This window comes from Croceitalea sp. W27, assembly GCF_055693185.1.
Genome location: NZ_CM146327.1, coordinates 1,732,220 through 1,755,364 on the forward strand (window position 1 = coordinate 1,732,220; position 23,145 = coordinate 1,755,364).

Sequence of the window (23,145 nt, forward strand, 5' to 3'; positions counted from 1 at the left end):
AATGATTGTGAAAAAAGTTCCAAGTCCGTCTGGGCCCCCATCCGCATAAAACATAAAATAATAGCACAGGCTCGCAAAGAGCCATGTTAATATGGCAAAGACTATTGCTGATTTTTTCATTCCAACGGGTTCATTTGTATAATAACACAAACCTAAGAAACTTCTACTATAATTATTTCACTGTTACCAGGGAGTAATAGGTAAGTAATTCACGATAGTTTTACAGTGATTAATTAAAATTAAAACATGAAAGAACCGATAAAATCTCAATCTTGTCGTAATTTGGGATATGTCCCTAAAAGTTTGGAATTCATACTTCATCCTAATATCTTTAAATATAGCTAATAATTGTTTCCCCAAAAATGCACAGATTTTTACCATTGTATTTTCTCTTTTTCGGTTTTATTACCATTGGCCAGTTACCAAAATCTTCAGGGCAAAAAGATTCCATATCGGTTTCAAAGGCTAACTTTTATCTAAAAAAGCTTCGAACAGAATATAAAAATGGAGATTACCAATCGCATAAACTATATAGTGATTCGCTTTATAGGTTATCCAAAGAAAAGGGGTTACCGAAATTTCAGATTTTAGGTATGGTAAATCAAGCGGTTTACTATAATAATCGAACCGAGCACGATAAATCGATTCGATTATATAGAGATGCACTGGTTCTTGCAGATAGCATTCCTGAAGATTATAGAACCAAAATCATTGTCTTGGTCAATTTAGGTAATGTTTATACGAATATCGATTCTCATAAAAAGGCTATCGCCACAATGCACGATGTTCTTGATATGCTAGATAAATATGAAGACAATCCGAAAATAAGGGCATCGGCCTACAATGGTCTTGCCAATAATCATGAAAGCTTAGGTGAAATAGAAAAGTCTTTAGCCTATCATTTTAAATCAAAAAAGTTAGGAGAAGATATAGAGAACGAATCTATTGTAGTAACTGCTTTAAGCAATATCAGTGATGCCTACATTAAACGTGAAAATTATAAAGAGGCCATAGAACACATAAATACCGCACTATTGTTTGAACATGCTCAAAAACCGACAAAACAAAGGGCTTGGTTGCTGTTAAAATTAGGTATAGCAGAACATGGATTAGGAAACAATACGAAATCTATTGAAGTTTTTAAGAAAACGCAAGAATTGGCCGCAAGCAAAGGCCTGCCAAAGATTGAAATGGAAGCTTACAAACATATAGTCAATTCATATAAAGAAAATAAAGATTTTAAAAGCATGAGTCTTGCCAATGAAAAATTCTTGGCTTTACAGAACAAGATTATAGCAAATCGCCAAAGTGCTACCGAAATGGACTTTGAAGAGGACATCTCAGCTAAAAATGAGATTATAAAGTCCAAAGAGTCGGTTATTTCAGGACTATTAAAAAACAAGAATAGGCTTCTTCTTTGGAGCGGGGTATTTGCCGGTATTTTGGCGCTAGTTTCCCTATTGTTTTTTGTAAACCACAAAAGGTTTAAGAAAGAGCAAGCATTGCTTCAAGAGCAATTTATATCTCTAAGGGATAGTTATCAAAATGAGCCCGAAGATTCTTATTCAGATTATCCGGAATCTACAAAAACAAAAATGGCGGTTTATAAGAACTCTTCGTTGACCGAAGAAGATTTTACCAAGTATAAAGCCAAATTGTTAAGTTATATGGCCGAGCAAAAACCGTATCTTAATAATGAATTATCTCAGTCTAATTTAGCTTCGCAATTAAACATTAGCAGCCATCATTTGTCGGAAGTCTTGAATACTGGTTTTGATCAAAACTTCTACAATTTCATTAACTCTTATCGGGTTCTAGAAGCACAAAGACTTATGGAAAAAGATGAGTTTAAGAACACTAAAATTTTAGCAATTGCTTTTGATTCCGGTTTTAAAAGCAAGACTTCTTTCAACAGGGTTTTTAAGGCGCATACGGGTACCACACCTTCAGAATATAAGAAAAATCTTACCTCTTAGTGCCCGTAAACAGTGAAATTTACCAATAAACTGGTCTCACTCCCTTGAGTGGTACACTTTAAGCAATATTAGCTTTTAACATTGCGTTAGCTGTAAGCATTAACCAGATCGCAAATTGTATGACCAGATTTCTACTTTTCTTTATCAGTCTTTTTTTTAGTTTTTTTAGTTATGCTGCTGATATTTTTGTTGACCAATCTGCTTCACCTGGGGGTGACGGCTCCACCTGGATATTAGCTTTCCAGACCATTGAAGAAGCAGTTACGGCGGCATCCTCGGGCGACACTATTTTTATTGCAGAAGGTATTTATCAACCTCAGAGTGAAATTGATATTAACATTCCTCTTAATTTTAGGGGAGGGTATCCACAGGGTGGAGGTACCCAAAATATCAATGCGAATGCAACTCAAATTCAGGCTGACTTTGACCCAGGTAATTTATTGTTCAGGGTTTTTGATATTGGCACAAGTGCAGATTGTTCCATTGAAGGTCTGCGGTTTTATAATGTTAGATACGGTATCGAAACCCGTTCTAGTCTTATCCTAGAACAAGTAGAGTTTGAACAATTCTCCAATTTTGGAATAAGGGTTGCTGGCGCAATATCCTCTTGTTTCATTAAAGACAGCAAATTTTCTGATTTCACTGGGACTGCTTTTTCCCATAGTGGTGCAATTACAAATCTAAATATATCAAATACCATATTCCAAAAAGGAACAGGTACGATACTCTCAATAGACGATGAAGTTAGCAACTTTAGTTTTACAAATATCATTGTAAGAGACTTCAACACTTCCAATAGGATAATTTATTTTAGAGATGTTCCAAACCCGGCAACAATCTCAAATTTTAAGGCATACGACAATACCTTAGCTAGTTCTGGATCCATTTTTTTAATTGACAACTCCAACGTTACTTTTTCAAATGCCGAATTTCAAAATAATAATGGTCAGAATGGTACTCCCTGTATTCAAACTTCAGATGCAACGGTCAGTATTGATAATTCTATCTTTTCAGGAAATTCAGTAATTGGTAGTGGTCCAAAATCCGTTTTTTTAATATGGGATACGGTATTTACAGTAACGAACTCTAGATTTGAGAACAACTATTCGCAAGGAACCTTTTCAGCATTGGCCGATATCAGAGCAGACGACACAGATGCCTTGACCACCTTCGAAAACTGTTTATTTAAAGAAAATAGCACCTTGGGCTCTAGCCAACAAGGCATTATTGATGCTTCATACGATACCAATATTTTAATTAATAACTGCGTTTTTGATGCCAATTCAAGTCCTGGGGAGTATGTTATTGCTTCATTTGCTGCTAGTGGGGCGGTAATTACCAATAATACCTTTATGAACCATAGTGTTGGTCCTGGCGTACTCAGTATCGACTATGTTGAGAGAGGCACCGGCGGCGGAATACGTATTGAAGGCAACACATTTTTAAATAATGTCGGAAAAACTATTGATTTTGGTCGAATGACCGATTTTAGTTTTGAGAACAACAAATACTATGGTGACACTTTTGTTGATATAGATAACTGTGGCACGGGGACAATGACTAACGATTATTTCGAGGGTAATAGCTCAGGAAGTAGTTTTATGGCGTTAGATGAAGTGGGCTTTACCATTACCAATACAGCTATGATTTCTACACAACAAAATGGAAATCACAGACTCATCAATTCAAGTGGAGACGTCGCTTTGAATATTATCAATTCCACATTCTCTGCTACCGATTTCAATGACACCAATGTCAGTGTAGGTTTTAATGCAGATTTGGTTTCAAGAGTTCGTAATTCCATTATTTGGTCGGGCAATGACCTTTCGCAAAGTGGTTTTCATGGCAATACATCAAATCTCCAAGTAAGAAATTCTTTAATCAAAAGTGAGAATCCTTCTGGCACGGGTAATCTAAATGGCAATCAAGCTGCCAATGCTCCCGTTTTTCTAAGTCCAGAAAATGGAGATTTTAGAGAACAGCGGTGTTCCCCGACAGTTAACGCAGGCAACAACTCGTACACTTCCGAAACAATAGACCTCAACGGAGATACTAGGGTATTCCAAACAACAATTGATATGGGAGCCTATGAGATTCAAAGCAATCAAAATGCTTCTTGTACTAATCCTACACTCCCTGCCTGTACTAGCCTAAGTACCCCCACCAACGGACAAAATAATGTTGCAGTGGACACTAATCTTGACTGGCCCAATGCGGCAAGAGCCGACGGCTATCGCATATCTGCAGGTACAACGCCAGGGGGTAATGATATTATTGATAACATTACCGTCTTCTCAAGTTTTTACAATCCTCCTTTTGATTTTGAAGAGGGCCAAACCATTTATGTAACGCTAACATCCTTTAATGAAACCGGAGATGTTGCTTGTACTGAAGAAATTTTTACCATTATAACCAATACAACTACAAGTAGTCAACCATCTTGTTCTACACTAGCAGCTCCTTTTGACGGTGAGACTGATGTTAAAATTGATGCTGATATATCTTGGAATTCCGTTTCAGGAGCAGACGGGTATTTAATAACTGTGGGCAGCACCACAGGTGGCAATGATATTCGTGATGCCTTTGATGTAGGTGACCTAACCACATATGACTTACCCCTTGTCCTCCCTGAAAATTCTGAAATATTTGTAACCATTGAACCCTATAATTCGGCAGGGAATGCCACTGGGTGCGCGGAGCGTTCTTTTTTCACCACTACAGCTTCAACACCTCCAAATTGCACAACCCTAATTACACCAGCCGATGGGGCAACTGACATCGCTGTAGATTTAGCCTCTATAACGTGGAACAGCGCGCCAGGGGCTACCCAGTATCGAATTACAGTTGATGGGAGTACCAGTAACACCAACGATGTGACCGACTTGGTTGTAAACGGTACCACATACTCCTTTACCAATAATTTTGACAATGGGGAAACTGTTACGGTCACTATTGTACCCTTTAATACAGATGGCGATGCCACTGGTTGTACACCTGAGACATTTACCATTGAGGCGGCTGCGCCTACTGGCAATGCTTTTATCACCACATGGGAAACCACTGTGGCCAACGAAACCATTACCATACCCACACGTACAGGGAATACCTATGATTACACAGTGGATTGGGGTGACGGTACTATTAACAATAACATTACAGGTGATGCCACTCATACCTATGTAAGTGCTGGTACACATACCGTGAGCATTACGGGCACCTTCCCTCAAATTTATTTTAATGGTGCAGCGGTTGATAGAGATAAGATTTTAACCGTTGAGCAATGGGGAGATATTGAATGGTTATCAATGCAGGGAGCATTTTATGGCTGTAGCAGATTAGATATCACCAATCCTGCAATCGATGTGCCCAATTTAAGTTTAGCGACCGATATTGGCAATGCATTTAGGGATTGCACTAATTTTAATGGGGATGTTACGCAATGGAATGTTAGTACCATTACCAATATGACTGGATTATTCCGCAATGCGACCATTTTTAACCTAAATATCGGAAGCTGGAATGTAAGCAATGTTACCGGAATGGCCAGGCTATTTGAAAGTGCATCTGCATTTGACCAAGACATTGGAGCCTGGGACGTTTCTAGCGCAACCAGTATGGCCGTTATGTTTGCAAATGCAACAAATTTCAATCAAGATATTGGTGGTTGGGATGTTAGCAATGTGGTAGATATGAATACTATGCTATATGGCATGGACTCTTTTAACCAAGATATCGGTAGTTGGAATGTGTCCAACGTTCAAAATATGAACCAAATGTTCATGTTTTCACCAGCCTTTAATCAAGACATCAGCTTTAAACCGGGCCAAGGTATTCCCTCTGGCGATGCTTGGAATACTGGCAATGTAACAAGCATGATAGTGATGTTTTACAACGCTACCGCTTTCAATCAAGATATAGGTAACTGGAATGTGAGTAGTGTGACCAACATGAGCCAAATGTTGAGAAATGCCACAAGTTTTGATCAAGATATATCGGCATGGGATGTAAGTGGTGTAACGGATGCCAACAACATGCTTGCTGGCGCTACCTTATCCACAGCAAATTATGATGCGTTACTGATTGGGTGGAATGCCCAAAATTTACAACCTAACGTTAGTTTTCATGCGGGCAGTAGCCAATATTGTGTGGGTGAGGCAGCTAGGACAAATATGATTGCTTCTGATAACTGGACAATTACAGATGGTGAGACTGCGGCACCCACTGTAGATGATTTGGCAGACCAAAATCAAGCCAATAGTTATACCCTACCCGCTATTACGGGAACGCAGCTAACGGGGGCCGAAGCCTATTTTACAGGTCCAGACGGAACGGGAACTCAGTACAATGCAGGCGAAACCATCAATTTTGCCGATTTTCCAAATTATCCGGTTACCCTATATATTTATGACGGTTCGGGCAGTTGTTCCAGCGAAGAAAACTTTGAGTTGAACATCACCAGTAGCGCTACCCTAAGGGCTTTTATTACCACCTGGGAGACGACTGTGGCCAACGAAGCCATAACCATACCAACATTTAATACAGAAACTTATGATTATGACGTCGATTGGGGAGATGGAAATATTGATACAAACGTAAATGGAGATGCTACCCATACTTATACAACTCCCGGCATTCATACGGTTTCAATCACTGGGCTTTTTCCAAGAATTTATTTTAATACCAATGGAAATCCAACTGCAACGGATAATTCTGCTAAAATCTTGACTATTGAACAATGGGGCACCAACCCTTGGACTTCTATGTTCAAAGCTTTTACTGGGTGTATAAATTTGACTGGGAATTTCTCTGACGTACCTGATTTGTCTAATGTTACCAATACCTCGGGAATGTTCGCTACCTGCAGACTATTTAATTCTAATATAGACAATTGGGACATGAGTAATGTCACTGACATTTCATTTATGTTTCAGAATAATCGTAGTTTCAATCAACCTCTTAACAGCTGGGATGTTTCCAACGTATCGAACATGTTCATTTTGTTTCAAGGCGCTATCATTTTCGACCAACCTCTCGATAATTGGATTGTAGAAAACGTAACCAATGCTGACAGAATGTTCGATAACGCCACGCTTTCTACAGCAAACTATGATGCTTTATTAATAAGTTGGAACGCACAAAACCTACAACCGAATGTCACATTTAGTGGTGGAAATAGCCAATATTGCGACGGTGCTTCCGCTAGAGCAAATATAATTGCTTCAGATACTTGGACGATTACTGATGGCGGTACAGCTTCACCAACCGTAAATAATCTGGCAGACCAAACCCAGGCAAATAGTTATACCCTACCAGTTATTACCGGAACGCAATTAACTGGAAACGAAGCCTATTTTACAGGTCCTAATGGAACGGGAACCCAATATAATGCAGGCGAAACCATCAATTTTGCCGATTTTCCAAATTATCCGGTTACCCTATATATTTATGACGGTTCGGGCAGTTGTTCCAGTGAAGAAAACTTTGAGTTGACCATTACCAGTAGCGCTACCCTAGGGGCTTTTATTACCACTTGGGAGACGACTGTGGCCAACGAAACCATAACCGTACCAACATTTAACACAGAAACTTATGATTATGATGTCGATTGGGGAGATGGAAATATTGATACAAACGTAAATGGAGATGCTACCCATACCTACACGACTCCAGGTATTCATACGGTTTCGATCACTGGGCTTTTTCCAAGAATTTACTTTGACAACTCAGGCGACAGAGAAAAAATCTTAACAATTGAGCAATGGGGCAGTATTGAATGGACCTCAATGAGCAATGCATTCAGGGGTTGCACCAATTTGACAGGTAATTTTACTGATCGCCCCGATTTAACCAATGTAACTTCAATGGGATCTATGTTTTCGAGCTGTTCTGTCTTCAATTCTAATATAAATGATTGGGATGTAAGGAATGTTACTGATATGGGCTCTTTATTTCTTAGTGCCGCAGCCTACAACCAGCCTCTAGACCAATGGGATGTTAGCACTGTTCAGAATATGGCTAGCATGTTCAGATCTGCAATTGCATTTAATCAAGATGTGAACAGCTGGGTCACGGATAGCGTAGTTTCAATGAGTTCTATGTTTTCTTCAGCAGTTAGTTTTAACCAGCCGCTAGACAATTGGAACGTCTCGAATGTAACTAATATGTTGTCTATGTTTAGGTTTGCAACTAATTTTAATCAAGATATTGGTGGATGGACAACCACAAACGTGTTGAACATGGGATCTATGTTTCTAGAGGCCTCTTCGTTTAATCAAGATATCGGAGGTTGGGATGTCAGCAGTGTTACAAGCATGAGTCTTATGTTTGTCAATACAATATTCGATCAAAATATCTCAGCTTGGAATACATCGAATGTATTGTTTATGAACGGTATGTTCGTCAATGCCTCAAACTTCAATCAGAATATTGGAAATTGGGATGTTGGCTTGGTAACCGATATGGGCGATATGTTTAGAGGAGCAACCTCTTTCGACCAAAATATTTCAACTTGGGACGTTACAAGTGTTACTGACGCTAGCAATATGTTTGACGGGGTCACCCTGTCGACAGCCAATTATGACGCACTTCTAATTGGCTGGAACGCACAAAATTTACAGCCCAATGTCAGTTTTAGTGGAGGTGACAGTCAATATTGTGACGGTGCAGCGGCAAGAGCCAATATGCTAGGAGTAGATACTTGGACGATTACTGATGGTGGCAGTGCAGGCCCCACAGTCAATGATTTAACAGACCAAACCCAGGCAAACACCTATACGCTACCCGTGATTACAGGCTCGCAACTTACAGGAGCAGAGGCATACTATACCGAACCTGACGGCGGAGGCACTAGATATAACGCCGGTGCTATTATCAATTTTGCTGATTTCACAAGTTACCCTATAACACTATACATTTATGATGGTGCTGGTTCTTGTGCAAGTGAAGAGTCTTTTCTTCTAACAATCACAAATACAGGAACTACCCCAGCTTGTACATCTCTTGTAGCACCAGTCAATGAAGATACCGATGTTTCAATTGCCACAGATCTTACTTGGAATGCAGTAAGCGGTGCTGAAGGTTACCGATTGACGATAGGAACTACAACAGGAGGGAACGATATTTTAGACAACGAAGATGTAGGTAACCTACTTACCTATAATCCACCGAATGACCTCCCTGGCAACACCGAAATATTCGTAACTATTGTTCCTTATATAGGAACGGAGAATGCTACCGGGTGTACTGAAGAAAGCTTTACTACAGAAATTGCCCAACCTGGTTGTGCCAATTTGATTACACCTACATTTGATGCCACAGATGTACCCATAGATACCAATTTGACATGGAATACGGCCACTAATGCTGTTCGCTATTCTATTGCTATTGGTACGGCAACAGGATTGGATGATATACTCGCTACAACTGATGTAGGCAACAATACCACTTTTGACCCCCCTGCAGATCTACCGGCAAATACAAGGGTATTTGTAACCATAACTTCGTTTAATGCCGCTGATGAATCCATTGTTTGTGGTGATGACCAATTTACCACTGGAGATAGAACCGCTGTCTTACCAGATTGTACCACCTTATCAAGTCCATTAAACGGAGATAGCAATGTTTCGGCAGATACCGACATTTCATGGAATGCCGTGGCCAATGCCGATGGATACCGATTGACAGTAGGAAGCTCGCCTGGAGGAAATGATATCATTGACAATTTTGACGCAGGAGATACCCTGACATTCGATTTTTCCGGTCCTTTTGCTGAAGGAATAACTGTATATATCACTATAACACCTTATAATATGGATGGTGATGCCCTTAATTGCGCCGAGGAAAGTTTTACCATCGCTTCTCCAATGGCAGATGTACTTTCATGTACCGTATTGACCACACCATTGAATGGGTCTACCGATGTTATCGTAGATACAAATATTGCCTGGAACGAAGTTCTAAATGCTAACGGTTACCGTTTAAGCGTGGGCACAACTGTTGGAGGAAATGATATTTTGGATAATGAAGATGTGGGTATTCTTACCTCATATCAATTACCAAATGCCCTTCCTTTTGAGCAGCAAATATTTGTTACTATTATACCCTATAACGCTGACGGAGATGCCGAGAATTGTGAAGAACAGTATTTTACGACCATTGCAGAAGTTTCACCTGAAATTGAATCACTTAACGGCATATCTCCTGATGGTGATGGTATCAACGAGTTCTGGAGAATTGAAGGAATAGAAGAATACCCCGACAATACCGTTGTTATCTACAACAGATGGGGCGATATGGTCTATAAAGTTGAAGGATATAATAACACGACCAATACTTTCAACGGTGAAGCCAACCAGTTAAATGGTTTAGGAGCTTCACAATTACCGGAAGGCACCTACTTCTTTAATATTATCATCCCCGAAACAAACAACCTAAAGCAGACCAAAGGCTATTTGGTGCTAAAAAGATAATTATGAAGAAAAATTACCCCATATATTTCTTAATACTCATAGCATTAGGGAGCACGTTAAGCCTTAAGGCTCAACAGACCCCAGTATTTACCGAATACAATTACAATCCGTTTTTGATCAATTCTGCCTATGCGGGAGTGCTTGACGGCTCTGAGGCTACCTTGAGCAATATCGGTTTTGGCAATCAAACCTTTGATGGTACTCCCAGAAGTTTTGCTTTTACCTTTAACACTTCCTTACGCAATGAAAAAATGGGTTTGGGAGGAGGCGTCATCAATGATGAGATTGGGGTTACTTCGGCCACTCAAATTTTTGGAGCTTACTCGTACAGCATTATTTTAAATGACAATGCCCATCCGTATTGGAAAGTATATGACCGTACCTTTATTTCTTTTGGTCTAAGTGCCGGAGCCCTTATTTATAATCAAGACCTTTTGAGTTTGGGTATACAAGATGATCCCAACTTTGCAGAAAATGTAAATGCCACCTTACCCACAGTCGGCGCAGGTGTTCTTTTTGGCCGTGCCAACTTTTTTGCGGGTATTTCAGCACCAAATCTTTTGGGAGAAACCCTATCAAACCAAGACAATCTAAAACTATCACAACCCATATATGGGTATACAGGTTACCATTTTTTATTGAACCGATACAAACCTGACTTTATAGTAAAGCCCAGCTTGCTTTTCAAATACGAGTCGGGGGCTCCCTTTCAAATAGATGTAAATATGGGCATTAGTTACAAAAACAGTTTTGAATTAGGCTTGGGGTATCGAACGAGCAGTTCTATAAACTTTGCTGCTGGTTTCTATCTACTTAAAAATTTTAGGGCAATGTACAACTATACCCAAAGAGGGGGTGATGCCCCTATTGGAAATACGCATGGTATTATACTTAGTTATCGAGCTGGGAATGGATACTCTTACAATCTATAAAAAGGAAATAAGAAATATTAAAATTAGTACTCTAGCAATTCTTTTCAACCCACGCATAAAGGTAAGCCAAAGTCAGTCCCATTGTTCTAAGATTAGTCCTCAAATGCATCGCAGGTATTTCTTTGTCCTTTTCTCTGTGTGTAATTGTGCGCCAACAATCTGGACATTTATAATGTACATGTGAGGCTTTCGTTCTTAAGTATTTACAATTATGGTCCGAGAGAAATTTTAACCAGCATTTAGTTTTAATAGGTCTATTGTTACCCATTCTATACTACTGATTCAAGAGAGTTTAGTTGGGCGTGCTCAAGGTTTTGTAATGCTCCACTTTCGTCAACAAATACTTTGGAAAGTCTTTTTTTGAAAAAACGTGATTGAATCCACCCTAACTTCTTGAGCTCATTAATCCTTCTTTGAAAACTCAGTTCTCTAATATCTTCAAGAAAAAGATATATGTTTTCATCAAAAGAATCTACTGCCTCTTCTTTAGTTTTACCATAGCCACTAACTTGTAATGAAGGTGAAATCACAACCCAATAATCACCTTCTTTACCCGTAATGGTATTAACTTTTAAACTAAAAGTTTTTTGAGAAATACTAATGGTCTCCTCTTTAAATGGTTTACCAGTATGCCTTTCAATTTTAGATGTATCCATTGATTTTCAAAAAGATAATAGTTCTATCTGTCGCTAATATATCGGAATAATTTCAAAAATATTGTTAATTCTATTGAAATCAAATATATAGATTTGCTTTAAATTTTTCATTACCAAGTAATACTAACAATATTTCACTTTATCATCCCTAAATTAATCACCTCTTGTGGGGTTAAATTCCGCCAATGCCCTCGCGGTAAATCTTTTTTGGTAAGTCCTGCGAAAACCACACGATCTAATTTAGTTACCTTATATTCCAGATGCTCAAAAATTCGGCGCACGATTCTGTTTCGCCCAGAATGAATCTCAATACCCACCTCTTTTTTGGTACTCCCTTGAATATAAGCGGCTTCATCTACTTGTACCGGTCCGTCTTCAAGTTCCAAACCATTTTGAATTTTCTTGAGGTCGGCGGCAGTTACATTTTTATCTAAAACCACATGATAGATCTTTCGAACTCCAAACTTGGGGTGCGTTAGCTTTTTGGTCATATCACCATCATTGGTGAATAAAAGTAATCCTGTTGTATTTCGGTCTAAACGCCCTACCGGAAAAAGACGGTTATTGGAAGAACTTGAAATAAGTTCCATTACCGTTCTTCTACCCTTTTCATCATTCGTAGTAGTGATAAAACCCTTGGGCTTATTCAGCAGAATATATTCCTTTTTTTCAGGATTCAAACGCCTTCCGTCGTAACGAACATCATCGGTACGTTTTACTTTATACCCCATTTCGGAAACTACTTTTCCGTTTACGGTTACACTCCCTGCAGCGATATAGGTATCCGCTTCTCTACGCGAACAAACGCCGGCGTTGGCGATAAACTTGTTTAACCGAATCTCATCAGGATTTGTATTTGTTTTTGGAGGTGCTTTTCTTTTGTTAGGAGGTATGCTTTTTGAAAAGCTTTTCTTTTTTCTGAACCTACCAGTTGGGTTATTCTTATTCTTATCCGAATTGGGTTTGCGATTGCCTTTATAGTCTGATTTCGCCATCAGTCATTTAATTTTTTGCAAAGGTAGAACTTAATTACTCCCTCAACACAATATTACCTCATCATTCTAGTCTTCAAATTCAACGGTACGTTGTCGTTCTCGATTTACCGTTAATTTTGTAACATCAGGTCTTGAATAATGGCCAACGGCATCAAAATTCTGGCGTTCTTCGTATACGCGATTAAAATCTAAAGTATGGTAAATTAATCCTTCTTTGTCAACTATAGGCTCTACAAGCCATTCGCCATCGGGGCCTGCGATACAAGAGCCTCCGTTACCTAAAACTTCGGGGGCTTTATCCAAAATCTTATCTAAATGCGGGGTATTCTTGGGAAAGTCTTTCTTTTGCATTAACGACGAAACAGAAATCACATAGCTGCGCGATTCGCGGGCAATAAAACGGGTAATATCCTTGGTATTATTCAAATTTCCGGGCCAAACCGCTATGTGTAAATTTTCACCTTGACCATATAAGGCGGTTCGTGGTAAAGGCATCCAATTTTCCCAACAATTAAGGCCACCGACCGTAAACTGTTTTAATGGGTGTACTTGAAGACCATTACCATCGCCAGGGGCCCAAGTCAAACGTTCATCATAAGTGGGTTGTAATTTACGATGCACCGATTTAATTTCTCCTTGTTGATCAATATAGACCAAAGAACAGTACAAACTATGACCTCCGCGATCTTTAGCTCGCTCCATAATGCCCAGGTATATCGAAATGTGATGCTCTTTTGCCAATTTACAAATGCCGTCAAGCTCCCCTGCTTCAATCTGAATTGAATTTCTGGCATAATGTGCATGTAATTCTTTGTTCACTTTTAAATCCCACGCAGCACCTTCAGTATATGCCAACCAAAACGGATAGCCTGGCAACAGGGCTTCTCCAAAAACAATTAATTCACTGCCGTTCTTGGCGGCTTCAAGAATTGTTGTCCCAATTTTTTCCAGTGTTGCTTTTTTATCTAACCAAACCGGTGCTATTTGAGCAAGGGCGACATTAAGTAAGTTTTCCATTATAAAATTCGATTTAGAACCAAATCCACATCAATCAAAAGAATACTGAACACTCCTGATATGATTATAAGCTTAAGAATATTATGTAACCAAACATAGTCTTTTTTATTTTTTGCTTTCCATAATAAAAAGATAAAAATTACAAGCAATAGGCTACTGGCCCCAAAATAGAAATACATATAACCAACATCAAATTGGTTAGTTAACAACCAAGCAGGAACAAGTGTCAATACAATAAGAATACCTATGATAAGTTTAGACATTCTTGGGCCATACAGTATTGGCAAAGTCTTATAGTTTTGGGCTAAATCACCGGCCATGCTCTCTAAATCTTTTATAAGTTCACGAGCCAAAATCAATAAGAATAGAAATAGAGCATGAAAAAAGATGACCGTTTCAAAATTTCTATAGTACACAAAAACCACAAAAAAAGGTGCTATGGCCAATATCGCCGATACTATGTTACCTAAAAACGGAATGCGTTTAAGTTTATGGGAATACAACCAGATTCCAAAAATATAGGCCGAAAAGAACAGTACTGCCCTAAATGAAATATAACTTGCCAAAAAAGCAGCAGCAAAGTTCAATATAAAATATGTGGTTAGCTTAAAACGTTGGCTTACCAAACGATCTAACATACTTTTGGTTGGTTTATTGATCAGATCTTTTTCTGCATCGTAAAAATTATTGATGATATAGCCCCCTGCGATGACCAATGCCGACGCTGTTACAATAATGAAAAGGTTTATGTCAAAAACAACTTGACTTAGCGGCAAATCGGGTGAAAGAATAAAAATAGAGGCCAAGTACTGGGCAAGGGTTATCATTAAGATATTATAACCTCTAACCACCGAAAATAGGCTCAACAACTTGTAGAGTAACAGCCTATTTTTTCTATTAAGCATTAGAATTTTTCTAGAAATTGTAAACCACTTCCAATTTGTGGTCTTGAAGTGCTTTTCTAGCCTTATCGATGTCTTCTGTAAAGCCCAAAATATAACCACCACCGCCAGAGCCGCAGAGTTTTAGGTAATAATCATTGGTTTCGATACCCTTTTTCCAAAGATTATGAAACTCTTTTGGAATCATAGGCTTAAAATTATCAAAAACCACATTTGACAACTGCTTTACATGACCGAAAAGCGATTTAATATCACCGTTTAAAAAGTGTTCAACGCAAGCATCCGTATGTTTGATAAATTTATCTTTTAGCATGCTACGGAAGCCCTCTTGCTTCATTTGCTCCATAAAGATTTGTACCATTGGAGCAGTTTCACCGGTGATTCCGCTATCTAATAAAAATACTGCGCCTTTACCCTCTTTATTTTGGGTAGGAAGGCTAGTAGATTCGATATTATCTTGTGAATTTATTAGAATCGGTAAACTTAAATAACTATTTAAGGGATCTAGACCAGAGCTCTTTCCATGGAAAAAAGATTCCATGTTTCCAAAAATGGTTTTAAGCTTTAATAGCTTTTCTCTAGTTAGATTTTCTAAGACGGTAATCTTATCTGATGCGTATTTGTCATAAATAGCGGCGACCAATGCCCCACTGCTTCCAATACCGTACCCTTGAGGTATGGAGCTGTCAAAATACATTCCATCTTGAACATCTTTACGGAACGAATCAATATCAAACTGCACCAGATCCTCACTTTGCATTTCCGATAAATACTCACAGAATTTCTCTAAACTTCTGTTAGATTCTTTTGCCTCTTTAGACGGGTTATAATCTGTTTTTAAGGCCCCTTTAAAAAAGTTATATGGTATCGAAAGTCCTTTAGAATTTTTAATAATTCCATACTCCCCAAAGAGAAGTATTTTAGAATAGAATAAGGGTCCTTTCATAGCTATTGTCTAGACTTTTGTATGTTAAAGGTAAACATTATTGGTAGTGATATCAAATTGCTTCGTTCTAATTCCTGTTTATCCTTTCAATTGCTTGGCGCCATGACCAATTCGATCACAAATATAATGTCCATTTTCACAGAACGCAACTAGTTCATCCTGAATAAATTGAAATACCTCTTTCTTTTCGGACTCAGGATATAAAACATGAACATTGGCCCCTGCATCCAATGTAAAACAGACATGGGTTTTTGATTTTTTACGAAACGCCCAAATTCTATTGATAATTTCAAGCGTATTCGGTTTCATCAATACAAAATAAGGCAAGCTGGTCATCATCATTGCATGTAGCGTTAAGGCCTCGCTTTCAACAATATTAACAAATTCATTGAGATTACCTTTTTCAAACACCTCTTTCAATTTGTTTAAATTATGGTCTGCCTGTTGAAAGCGTTGTTGCGCAAAAGGATGCTCATGCATTAAATCATGCCCAACTGTACTACTTACAGTTTTTTGGCCTTTATGTACCAATAAAATAGTATCGTGATAGTTTTTAAAAACAGAATCTACTTTGAAAGGATACCGTATTCCATATAAATCGGAGCTTTTTGAGATTGGTTCATAAGCGCCCCATTGAATCAAGTCTCCTTCTATACTTCTGCAGGCACTACCAGAACCTAATCTTGCCAAAAAAGAAGCTTTCATCTTTAAATAATCTTCTCCTAAAGTAGGATTAGCTAATTTTTCGATTGATAACAAACAAAGGGCCAAAGCGGCCATTCCGCTGGCGGAAGAAGCAATTCCACTGCTATGCGGAAAGGAATTGGACGTTTCAATGATAAAATGATATTCTTTTAAAAAGGGTATATATCTTTCAATTCTTTCAAAGAATGTGATGATTTTAGGGGCAAACTCTTCCTTAGGTTTTCCTTCAAAGAAAAGATCAAAGGAGAATGTATCTGACTTTTTATCCAGCTTTTTAAAAGCCAAGCTAGTTGTCGTTGCACAAGCATTTAAGGTAAAGCTAATTGAGGGATTTGCAGGTATTTGATTTGGTTTCTTTCCCCAATATTTTACTAAAGCTATATTACTTGGTGCTTTCCAGGCAACTTTACCTTCGTTAGGGTATTCAAAACCATCTTTTAAAATAAACTCGCTCTCTGTCATGCAAACAAATTTTGGCAAAGATAACAATGCGTTTTTGACTACATCATTTGCTAAAAATAAATTGCTATTTTAGTGCAAATAGTGCCCCTTATGCAAAGAAAAATTCTTAAGATAACTATCACTGTTGCCATTTGCCTGATTATTGGGTTCCTTTCAAGTTTTGCAACCCAAAGCTCGGTGAATGACTGGTACCCTACCCTCAATAAGCCCAGTTTTAATCCACCCAACAGTATTTTTGCCCCTGTTTGGAGCGTTCTTTATTTAATGATGGGTGTTGCTGCCGGGGTAGTTTGGGGAAAAGGCTTTCACCATATCTGGGTTAAAACTGCATTATATCATTTTGGCTTTCAACTGCTTTTAAACTCACTTTGGAGTATGGTATTCTTTGGATTGAAAAATGTTCTGGCCGCGCTTTTTATAATCATTGCCTTAGTCGTAGCTATAATTCTTACTATAAAATGGTTCAATGTCGTGAGCAAAAAGGCCGCGTTGCTCATGGTTCCCTATTTGCTTTGGGTATGCTTCGCTACCATACTTAATTATAAAATTTGGGAACTTAACTAAGAAGCAAGTAAGAGCATTTTTTGCATTGTTCTTAAGTTTCGGGTCGTGGCCGTTACCTTCAATTTTTTCTCTATCAAATTGTTGTTCAATTTTGCCTTTCCGGCACCCACCTTACAATTTAAGTAGACGCAGTCTTCTGCAATTAAGAAGTCCTCCGTATTAAATTTAAGAGTATTGAACCCGTCTACTAAGTTTGCATCGGGCTTATCGAACAACAAGGTGTAATATTGATTCTTATCATCGGCGTCTTCAAATGGATATTTCTCTAGAATAACACCCAACACCTCTTTTGTTGTTACTAAAACTGGCACTTCAAAACCAAAATCTTTTAGAATAACTTTTCTGATACCCTCTTTGACAGAACAGATATCTTCTTCACTATTTAAAATAATATTTCCACTTTGAATATAAGTTTGAACATTTTTAAAGCCTTCTTTTTCAAGACTGGCCTTCAATTCTATCATTTTAATCTTTTTTTGACCACTTACATTGATCCCTCTCAAAAAAGCAATAAAAGTCTTCATTCTAATGTAATTTTTACTTTGACATACTTAAATCTACTATAATTATTTTTAGTAATTTCCGTGAATTAAAATACCGCAATGAGTCAATACATTTTAGCCTTAGACCAAGGCACTACAAGTTCTAGAGCAGTTGTTTTTGATAAAAAGGGCGCCATAGTCTCTACTGCCCAAAAGGAGTTTACACAGATTTTTCCGAAACCGGGATGGGTGGAACACGATGCTACAGAAATTTGGTCTACTCAAGCGGGTATGGCCGCAGAAGCAGTGGCCAAAAAAGGTATTCAAGGAAATCAAATTGCAGCTATCGGAATCACTAACCAAAGGGAAACCGCGGTTGTCTGGGACAGGAAAACGGGCGAACCTATCTACAATGCCATAGTCTGGCAAGATAAAAGAACGTCGGATTTTTGTGATGAATTAAAAAAAGCTGGCAAATCGGCTTTGATCCGAGAAAAAACAGGTTTGGTAATCGACTCTTACTTTTCTGCAACCAAGGTAAAATGGATATTGGACAATGTGGATGGCGCACGAGCACGAGCTGAAGCTGGAGAATTAGCCTGGGGAACCATAGATTCTTGGTTAATCTGGAAAATGACCCAGGGCAATCTTCATGTGACCGACGTGACAAATGCCTGCCGTTCCTTGATTTTCAATATCAATACCATGGCTTGGGATAATGAGCTTCTTGAGCTTTTTACCATTCCAAAAAGTATGCTCCCCGAGGTAAGACAATCAAGTGAAGTATATGGGCATACAGCCCCTAATTTCTTTGCAAGTGAAATACCAATTGCTGGCATTGCAGGTGATCAACAGGCTGCGCTATTTGGCCAAATGTGCACGCAGAAGGGCATGGTAAAAAACACCTATGGTACTGGCTGTTTTATGTTGATGAATGTTGGTGACAAACCGGTTCCATCAAAAAACAATCTCTTGACAACCGTTGCATGGAAGATTAACGGAGAAACCACCTATGCCCTCGAAGGAAGTATTTTTATTGCGGGTGCTGTTGTTCAATGGCTTCGCGATAGTTTAAAAATTATAAAAAAGTCTTCGGATGTGGAGCAGCTAGCTGGTGCTGTAGAAAGTTCTGAAGGGGTATATTTTGTTCCTGCCTTTGCTGGTCTTGGCGCTCCGCATTGGAATCAACAGGCACAGGGCACCATATTCGGATTAACCCGAGGTAGCACCGATGCCCATATTGCTAAAGCGGCCTTAGAATCAATTGCCTATCAAACCATGGATGTTTTGAAAGCTATGGAAGCAGATTCGGGCATTAACATAAAAGAACTACGTGTAGATGGTGGGGCAACAGTGAATAATATGTTGATGCAATTTCAAGCCGATGTTTTAAATACGGTTACGGTTAGACCTAAAATTATAGAAACCACAGTGATGGGCGCTGCATATTTGGCCGGTCTAGCTGTTGGCTTTTGGAAAAGCCCCGAAGAAATTCAAGATATTTGGCAATCTGATGTCCACTTTAAACCGACTGAAGAACGAGAGGTAATCGATAGCGGTATCAAAGGCTGGTATAGAGCGATTGAAGCTTTGGAACATTGGACAAAACAGTAGGCAGTTGTAAGTTGTAAGTTGTAAGTTGTAAGTTGTAAGTTGTAAGTTGTAAGTTGTAAGTTGTAAGTTGTAAGTAAAATTAATATGACTCCGTTTATTGCAGAAATCATAGGCGCTTTTTTATTGATTCTCTTGGGTTGTGGTGTAAACGCCAATGTTTCCCTTGCCAAAACCTATGGTAGCGGTTCAGGTTGGATTGTAATCACTACTGGCTGGGCTATTGCGGTTTACGTAGGTGTTGTCGTTTCGGCGCCTTACAGTGGGGCACATTTAAACCCGGCAGTGACTACAGGGCTAGCTATGGCAGGTAAATTTTCATGGAATGATGTTCCCTTTTACATTTTAGCTCAGTTTATAGGTGCTATTTTAGGCGCCTTTCTAGTTTGGCTAATTAATAAAGATCATTTTGATGCAACCTCGGACGGAAATACGAAAAGAGGTGTTTTTTGTAACACACCGGCTATACCGAATGTGCCAATTAACATTCTTAATGAGATTGTCGGCACTTTTGTTCTGGTATTTACCGTACTCTATTTTTCGGATGCTACAATTACGGACACCAATACCACTATTGGCTTAGGTTCTTTGGGTGCTCTTCCTGTAGCACTATTGGTCTGGGGAATTGGCTTATCCCTAGGAGGTACTACCGGATATGCCATAAACCCCGCAAGAGACTTAGGCCCACGAATAGTACATGCATTGGCCCCTATTAAAGATAAAGGTTCGAATGGTTGGGCATATTCTTGGATTCCTGTAGTTGGCCCAATTTTAGGCGGATTACTGGCGGCAGGATTATTTCTGGTCTTGCAATAGGCTATGTTCTTGCCATTGCTTTAGCAGCAACATAGGCCCCCGTCCAGGCATTTTGAAAGTTAAACCCACCAGTAATGGCATCAACATTAATAACTTCTCCGGCAAAAAACAGATTAGGCAATTTTTTACTTTTAAAGCTTTTAAAGTCAATCTCTTTTAAACTTACTCCGCCAGCCGTAACAAACTCTTCTTTAAAGGTGCTTTTTCCTTCAACTTTAAACGAGCTTTGAGTAAGTTGTTCCGCCAAGTCTTTGAGAATATCTTTTGTCGCATCGGCCCATTTCAATCCCTTGTCAATTTTGGCCGCGGCAGCTAAATTTATCCATAAACGTCTGGGTATATCAAATGCATTTGTGCGAGCGATTGTTTTTTTACCCTCTACTTCTTTAATTTCAAATAACACCTGTTCTAGCATTTCGGTAGAATATTCAGGAATCCAATTTACGTTGATTTTAAAATTGTAATTGTATTCACTAAGAATGTTCGCCCCCCAAGCAGAAAGTTTTAAGATTGCGGGGCCGCTCATACCCCAATGTGTTATCAAAAGAGGGCCGTCACTTTCTAAAATGGGCTGTTCGTTCACTTGACTTCTAAGTTGTACTACAATTTTCGAGTTGTATTGTTTTTTAGCCGGAATTTTAACCTCAACATTTGTGCTGAGACCAGGTATATCAGCTATTCTTTCGTCCTTAATATTAAATGTAAAAAGTGAAGGAACAGCAGGCACTATAGTGTGACCTAAATCATCTAATTGCTGCCATATCTTAGGGTTACTACCAGATGCGATTAAAAGGGTTTTACACTTATAATGCTTGTTCATTGTGGTAATCTGCCAACCGTCATTTTCTTTTAATGGCAAAAAAGATTTTACCGAGCTGTTTTTAAGAATGCTTATTCCCAAACGCTCGGTCTCTTTTAAAAAACAGTCGATTATACTTTGTGAAGAATCGCTCTTTGGAAAAATACGACCATCATCCTCAATCTTTAAAGGGACTCCACGCTCCTCAAAAAAAGCCATAACATCACCCGTAGAATGGGCATGGAAAGGACCTAAAAGTTCTTTCTTACCTCGGGGATAATTGCGCACAAGTTCTTTAGGGTCAAATTCTGCATGTGTCACATTACAACGACCGCCCCCAGAGACTTTCACCTTACCGAGCACGGTTTTTCCGCGTTCAAAAATTGCGATTTTTAAGTTTTGGTTTTCTGTAGCGGTTTGAATTGCTGCATAAAAACCCGCAGCTCCACCACCGATAATAATGATGTCGTACATTAATTTGCCCTATCTGGATAGTTGGTAAAGATTCCGTCTACACCGAACTCTCGCATTTTGGCGATATCTTCAATTTCATTTACTGTATAAGTATATACTTTAAGACCTTCTTTTTGTATGGCTTCGGTTTGTTCAGCTGTCAATTTTTCGAACCAAGGATTTATGGCAATTGCATTTAGTTCTTTTGCCACTGGAATAGCGTCAATAGGATTTTCTTCTGTCAATACAGCGATAGCAATATCTGAATTAATTCTTCGCATCTCGCGAAGCTCATCCCAATTAAAACTTGATATAATAAAATTTTCAGCAGACCAGCCCCTTTGTTTTATATAGTATTTCATTATAAAATTGACCCTGTCGGCAGTATTGGCCCCCTTCAGTTCAATATTCAGTGCTACCTTATTATCAATAAGTTTCAAGACATCTTGAAGCAAAGGGATTTGATGATTGCCATCTAAAATCACCTTTTTTAAATCAAAAATATAATACTCTTCTATTTTACCGCCAGCATTAGACAGGCGTTCTAGTCTTTCATCATGAAAAACGACAACTTCCCCACTCTTTATTTTAAAGACGTCGATTTCAATCATATCAACCCCTAAATCAAGTGCTTTCTGAACCGAAGCAAGCGTATTTTCAGTCTCATAGCCCATTGCACCCCTATGCCCAATAACTAAAAAATTATCCCTTTTCAATTCACAGCTATTTAGAAAGAATACCAAAACAAGTGCCGATATGGAAAGTTTTTTCATACACCCCAATTTTAGTGCTTAAAAATACAATTTGAAAATGAAAAACGTACTACTTGCTTATGGTAATTAAAATATCTTCTTAGGGGTTTTTTAAAGTGTAATCTAATCAATTATTTTATATATTGTGTTGATTATTAACCAACTAAATGAATTATTATGTTTTCAAAATCTAATTTATTAGCTACCCTGATAGGGGGTATCGCTATGTTTGTATTAGGGTATCTTTTATGGGGTATGTTAGGTGAGAGCTTAAATAGGGACAATGTTTTGACCAATGTTATGAAGACCGAGCCAGATTTCATTCATTTATTTTTGGGCTGCCTATTGAGTGCTTTTGCCATGAGTACACTTTATGGAAAATGGGCACGCGGTCATCACAGCGCTAAAGAAGGGGGCTGAATTCGGTATTTGGATTGGAATCTTCGTTGGACTGGGAATGGGACTAATTTGGTACGCCACCTCTACAATGATGAATTTAACCGGGCACTTAATCGACGCCGTCTTAAACATTATTTACTACCTGTTAATCGGTATTATAATTGCTCTTATTTATAAATCAACCGGCAAAAAAGCAGATTCCTGATGGAG

Annotated in this window: 16 protein-coding genes; 7 read left to right on the forward strand and 9 right to left on the reverse strand. The window is 38.6% G+C overall.

The features are described from left to right. The first annotated feature begins 362 nt into the window (after positions 1–362). From ACZ1GR_RS07870 to ACZ1GR_RS07880, 3 genes are all read left to right on the forward strand, one after another. Complete coding sequence (locus ACZ1GR_RS07870; RefSeq protein ID WP_472611594.1) at positions 363–1,976, forward strand: helix-turn-helix domain-containing protein; 1,614 nt, start codon at positions 363–365, stop codon at positions 1,974–1,976. Between the two features lie 119 nt (positions 1,977–2,095). After that, on the forward strand, positions 2,096–10,444 hold the full coding sequence (locus ACZ1GR_RS07875; RefSeq protein ID WP_472611595.1) for a BspA family leucine-rich repeat surface protein: 8,349 nt from the start codon (positions 2,096–2,098) through the stop codon (positions 10,442–10,444). A gap of 2 nt (positions 10,445–10,446) precedes the next feature. Then, positions 10,447–11,376, forward strand: a complete 930-nt coding sequence (locus ACZ1GR_RS07880) for a PorP/SprF family type IX secretion system membrane protein (protein WP_472611596.1) — start codon at positions 10,447–10,449, stop codon at positions 11,374–11,376. 269 nt (positions 11,377–11,645) lie between these two features. On the opposite strand, the gene ACZ1GR_RS07885 is transcribed toward ACZ1GR_RS07880, so the two are convergent. The 6 genes from ACZ1GR_RS07885 to ACZ1GR_RS07910 all read right to left on the reverse strand — a co-directional run bounded on the left by ACZ1GR_RS07885 (position 11,646) and on the right by ACZ1GR_RS07910 (position 17,059). After that, the gene (locus ACZ1GR_RS07885; protein ID WP_472611597.1) at positions 11,646–12,032 is read right to left on the reverse strand and encodes a type II toxin-antitoxin system HicB family antitoxin; all 387 of its coding nucleotides are present in this window, start codon (positions 12,030–12,032) and stop codon (positions 11,646–11,648) included. Positions 12,033–12,166: 134 nt separating this feature from the next. Beyond that, a complete protein-coding gene (locus ACZ1GR_RS07890) occupies positions 12,167–13,027 on the reverse strand; it encodes a pseudouridine synthase (protein WP_472611598.1) in 861 nt (286 codons plus the stop codon). A 66-nt stretch (positions 13,028–13,093) separates the two neighbouring features. After that, positions 13,094–14,044: a carbon-nitrogen hydrolase family protein gene (locus ACZ1GR_RS07895; protein WP_472611599.1), complete on the reverse strand. Its 951-nt coding sequence runs from the start codon at positions 14,042–14,044 to the stop codon at positions 13,094–13,096. Next, on the reverse strand, positions 14,044–14,949 hold the full coding sequence (locus ACZ1GR_RS07900) for a geranylgeranylglycerol-phosphate geranylgeranyltransferase (protein WP_472611600.1): 906 nt from the start codon (positions 14,947–14,949) through the stop codon (positions 14,044–14,046). Before ACZ1GR_RS07900 ends, ACZ1GR_RS07895 begins: the two co-directional genes overlap by 1 nt. A gap of 10 nt (positions 14,950–14,959) precedes the next feature. Next, positions 14,960–15,892 (reverse strand): mevalonate kinase family protein, encoded by a 933-nt coding sequence (locus ACZ1GR_RS07905; protein WP_472611601.1) that lies wholly within the window; start codon positions 15,890–15,892, stop codon positions 14,960–14,962. 78 nt (positions 15,893–15,970) lie between these two features. Then, on the reverse strand, positions 15,971–17,059 hold the full coding sequence (locus ACZ1GR_RS07910) for a diphosphomevalonate decarboxylase (RefSeq protein WP_472611602.1): 1,089 nt from the start codon (positions 17,057–17,059) through the stop codon (positions 15,971–15,973). Positions 17,060–17,149: 90 nt separating this feature from the next. Here ACZ1GR_RS07910 and ACZ1GR_RS07915 point away from each other — a divergent pair, with 90 nt between their 5' ends. Then, positions 17,150–17,623 (forward strand): TspO/MBR family protein, encoded by a 474-nt coding sequence (locus tag ACZ1GR_RS07915; protein WP_472611603.1) that lies wholly within the window; start codon positions 17,150–17,152, stop codon positions 17,621–17,623. On the opposite strand, the gene ACZ1GR_RS07920 is transcribed toward ACZ1GR_RS07915, so the two are convergent. Further along, a complete protein-coding gene (locus ACZ1GR_RS07920) occupies positions 17,620–18,147 on the reverse strand; it encodes a DUF1697 domain-containing protein (protein WP_472611604.1) in 528 nt (175 codons plus the stop codon). The genes ACZ1GR_RS07915 and ACZ1GR_RS07920 overlap by 4 nt on opposite strands. A gap of 78 nt (positions 18,148–18,225) precedes the next feature. Between ACZ1GR_RS07920 and glpK the strand changes: the two genes are divergently transcribed. Continuing rightward, entirely contained in the window at positions 18,226–19,719 is a 1,494-nt protein-coding gene (gene glpK / locus ACZ1GR_RS07925) for a glycerol kinase GlpK (RefSeq protein WP_472611605.1), read from the forward strand. An 84-nt stretch (positions 19,720–19,803) separates the two neighbouring features. After that, positions 19,804–20,532, forward strand: coding sequence for an MIP/aquaporin family protein (locus ACZ1GR_RS07930; RefSeq protein WP_472611606.1), 729 nt, complete (start codon positions 19,804–19,806; stop codon positions 20,530–20,532). A 1-nt stretch (position 20,533) separates the two neighbouring features. On the opposite strand, the gene ACZ1GR_RS07935 is transcribed toward ACZ1GR_RS07930, so the two are convergent. Together ACZ1GR_RS07935 and ACZ1GR_RS07940 are read right to left on the reverse strand one after the other, a co-directional pair. Continuing rightward, complete coding sequence (locus ACZ1GR_RS07935) at positions 20,534–21,805, reverse strand: BaiN/RdsA family NAD(P)/FAD-dependent oxidoreductase (protein ID WP_472611607.1); 1,272 nt, start codon at positions 21,803–21,805, stop codon at positions 20,534–20,536. Then, entirely contained in the window at positions 21,805–22,557 is a 753-nt protein-coding gene (locus ACZ1GR_RS07940) for a glycerophosphodiester phosphodiesterase (RefSeq protein WP_472611608.1), read from the reverse strand. The genes ACZ1GR_RS07935 and ACZ1GR_RS07940 overlap by 1 nt, the downstream gene beginning before the upstream one ends. A 156-nt stretch (positions 22,558–22,713) precedes the next feature. Between ACZ1GR_RS07940 and ACZ1GR_RS07945 the strand changes: the two genes are divergently transcribed. Beyond that, positions 22,714–22,956, forward strand: coding sequence for a hypothetical protein (locus tag ACZ1GR_RS07945; RefSeq protein WP_472611609.1), 243 nt, complete (start codon positions 22,714–22,716; stop codon positions 22,954–22,956). The last annotated feature ends 189 nt before the right edge of the window (positions 22,957–23,145 follow it).

What these genes read in the sequence shown, in the direction of transcription:
- ACZ1GR_RS07920 (WP_472611604.1), bottom strand. Translation starts at nt 18,147, where the DNA reads ATGAAGACTTTTATTGCTTTTTTGAGAGGGATCAATGTAAGTGGTCAA.
- ACZ1GR_RS07870 (WP_472611594.1), top strand. Translation starts at nt 363, where the DNA reads ATGCACAGATTTTTACCATTGTATTTTCTCTTTTTCGGTTTTATTACC.
- ACZ1GR_RS07935 (WP_472611607.1), bottom strand. Translation starts at nt 21,805, where the DNA reads ATGTACGACATCATTATTATCGGTGGTGGAGCTGCGGGTTTTTATGCA.
- ACZ1GR_RS07900 (WP_472611600.1), bottom strand. Translation starts at nt 14,949, where the DNA reads ATGCTTAATAGAAAAAATAGGCTGTTACTCTACAAGTTGTTGAGCCTA.
- ACZ1GR_RS07890 (WP_472611598.1), bottom strand. Translation starts at nt 13,027, where the DNA reads ATGGCGAAATCAGACTATAAAGGCAATCGCAAACCCAATTCGGATAAG.
- ACZ1GR_RS07940 (WP_472611608.1), bottom strand. Translation starts at nt 22,557, where the DNA reads ATGAAAAAACTTTCCATATCGGCACTTGTTTTGGTATTCTTTCTAAAT.
- ACZ1GR_RS07930 (WP_472611606.1), top strand. Translation starts at nt 19,804, where the DNA reads ATGACTCCGTTTATTGCAGAAATCATAGGCGCTTTTTTATTGATTCTC.
- ACZ1GR_RS07885 (WP_472611597.1), bottom strand. Translation starts at nt 12,032, where the DNA reads ATGGATACATCTAAAATTGAAAGGCATACTGGTAAACCATTTAAAGAG.
- ACZ1GR_RS07880 (WP_472611596.1), top strand. Translation starts at nt 10,447, where the DNA reads ATGAAGAAAAATTACCCCATATATTTCTTAATACTCATAGCATTAGGG.
- ACZ1GR_RS07910 (WP_472611602.1), bottom strand. Translation starts at nt 17,059, where the DNA reads ATGACAGAGAGCGAGTTTATTTTAAAAGATGGTTTTGAATACCCTAAC.
- ACZ1GR_RS07945 (WP_472611609.1), top strand. Translation starts at nt 22,714, where the DNA reads ATGTTTTCAAAATCTAATTTATTAGCTACCCTGATAGGGGGTATCGCT.
- ACZ1GR_RS07905 (WP_472611601.1), bottom strand. Translation starts at nt 15,892, where the DNA reads ATGAAAGGACCCTTATTCTATTCTAAAATACTTCTCTTTGGGGAGTAT.
- ACZ1GR_RS07915 (WP_472611603.1), top strand. Translation starts at nt 17,150, where the DNA reads ATGCAAAGAAAAATTCTTAAGATAACTATCACTGTTGCCATTTGCCTG.
- ACZ1GR_RS07895 (WP_472611599.1), bottom strand. Translation starts at nt 14,044, where the DNA reads ATGGAAAACTTACTTAATGTCGCCCTTGCTCAAATAGCACCGGTTTGG.
- glpK (WP_472611605.1), top strand. Translation starts at nt 18,226, where the DNA reads ATGAGTCAATACATTTTAGCCTTAGACCAAGGCACTACAAGTTCTAGA.
- ACZ1GR_RS07875 (WP_472611595.1), top strand. Translation starts at nt 2,096, where the DNA reads ATGACCAGATTTCTACTTTTCTTTATCAGTCTTTTTTTTAGTTTTTTT.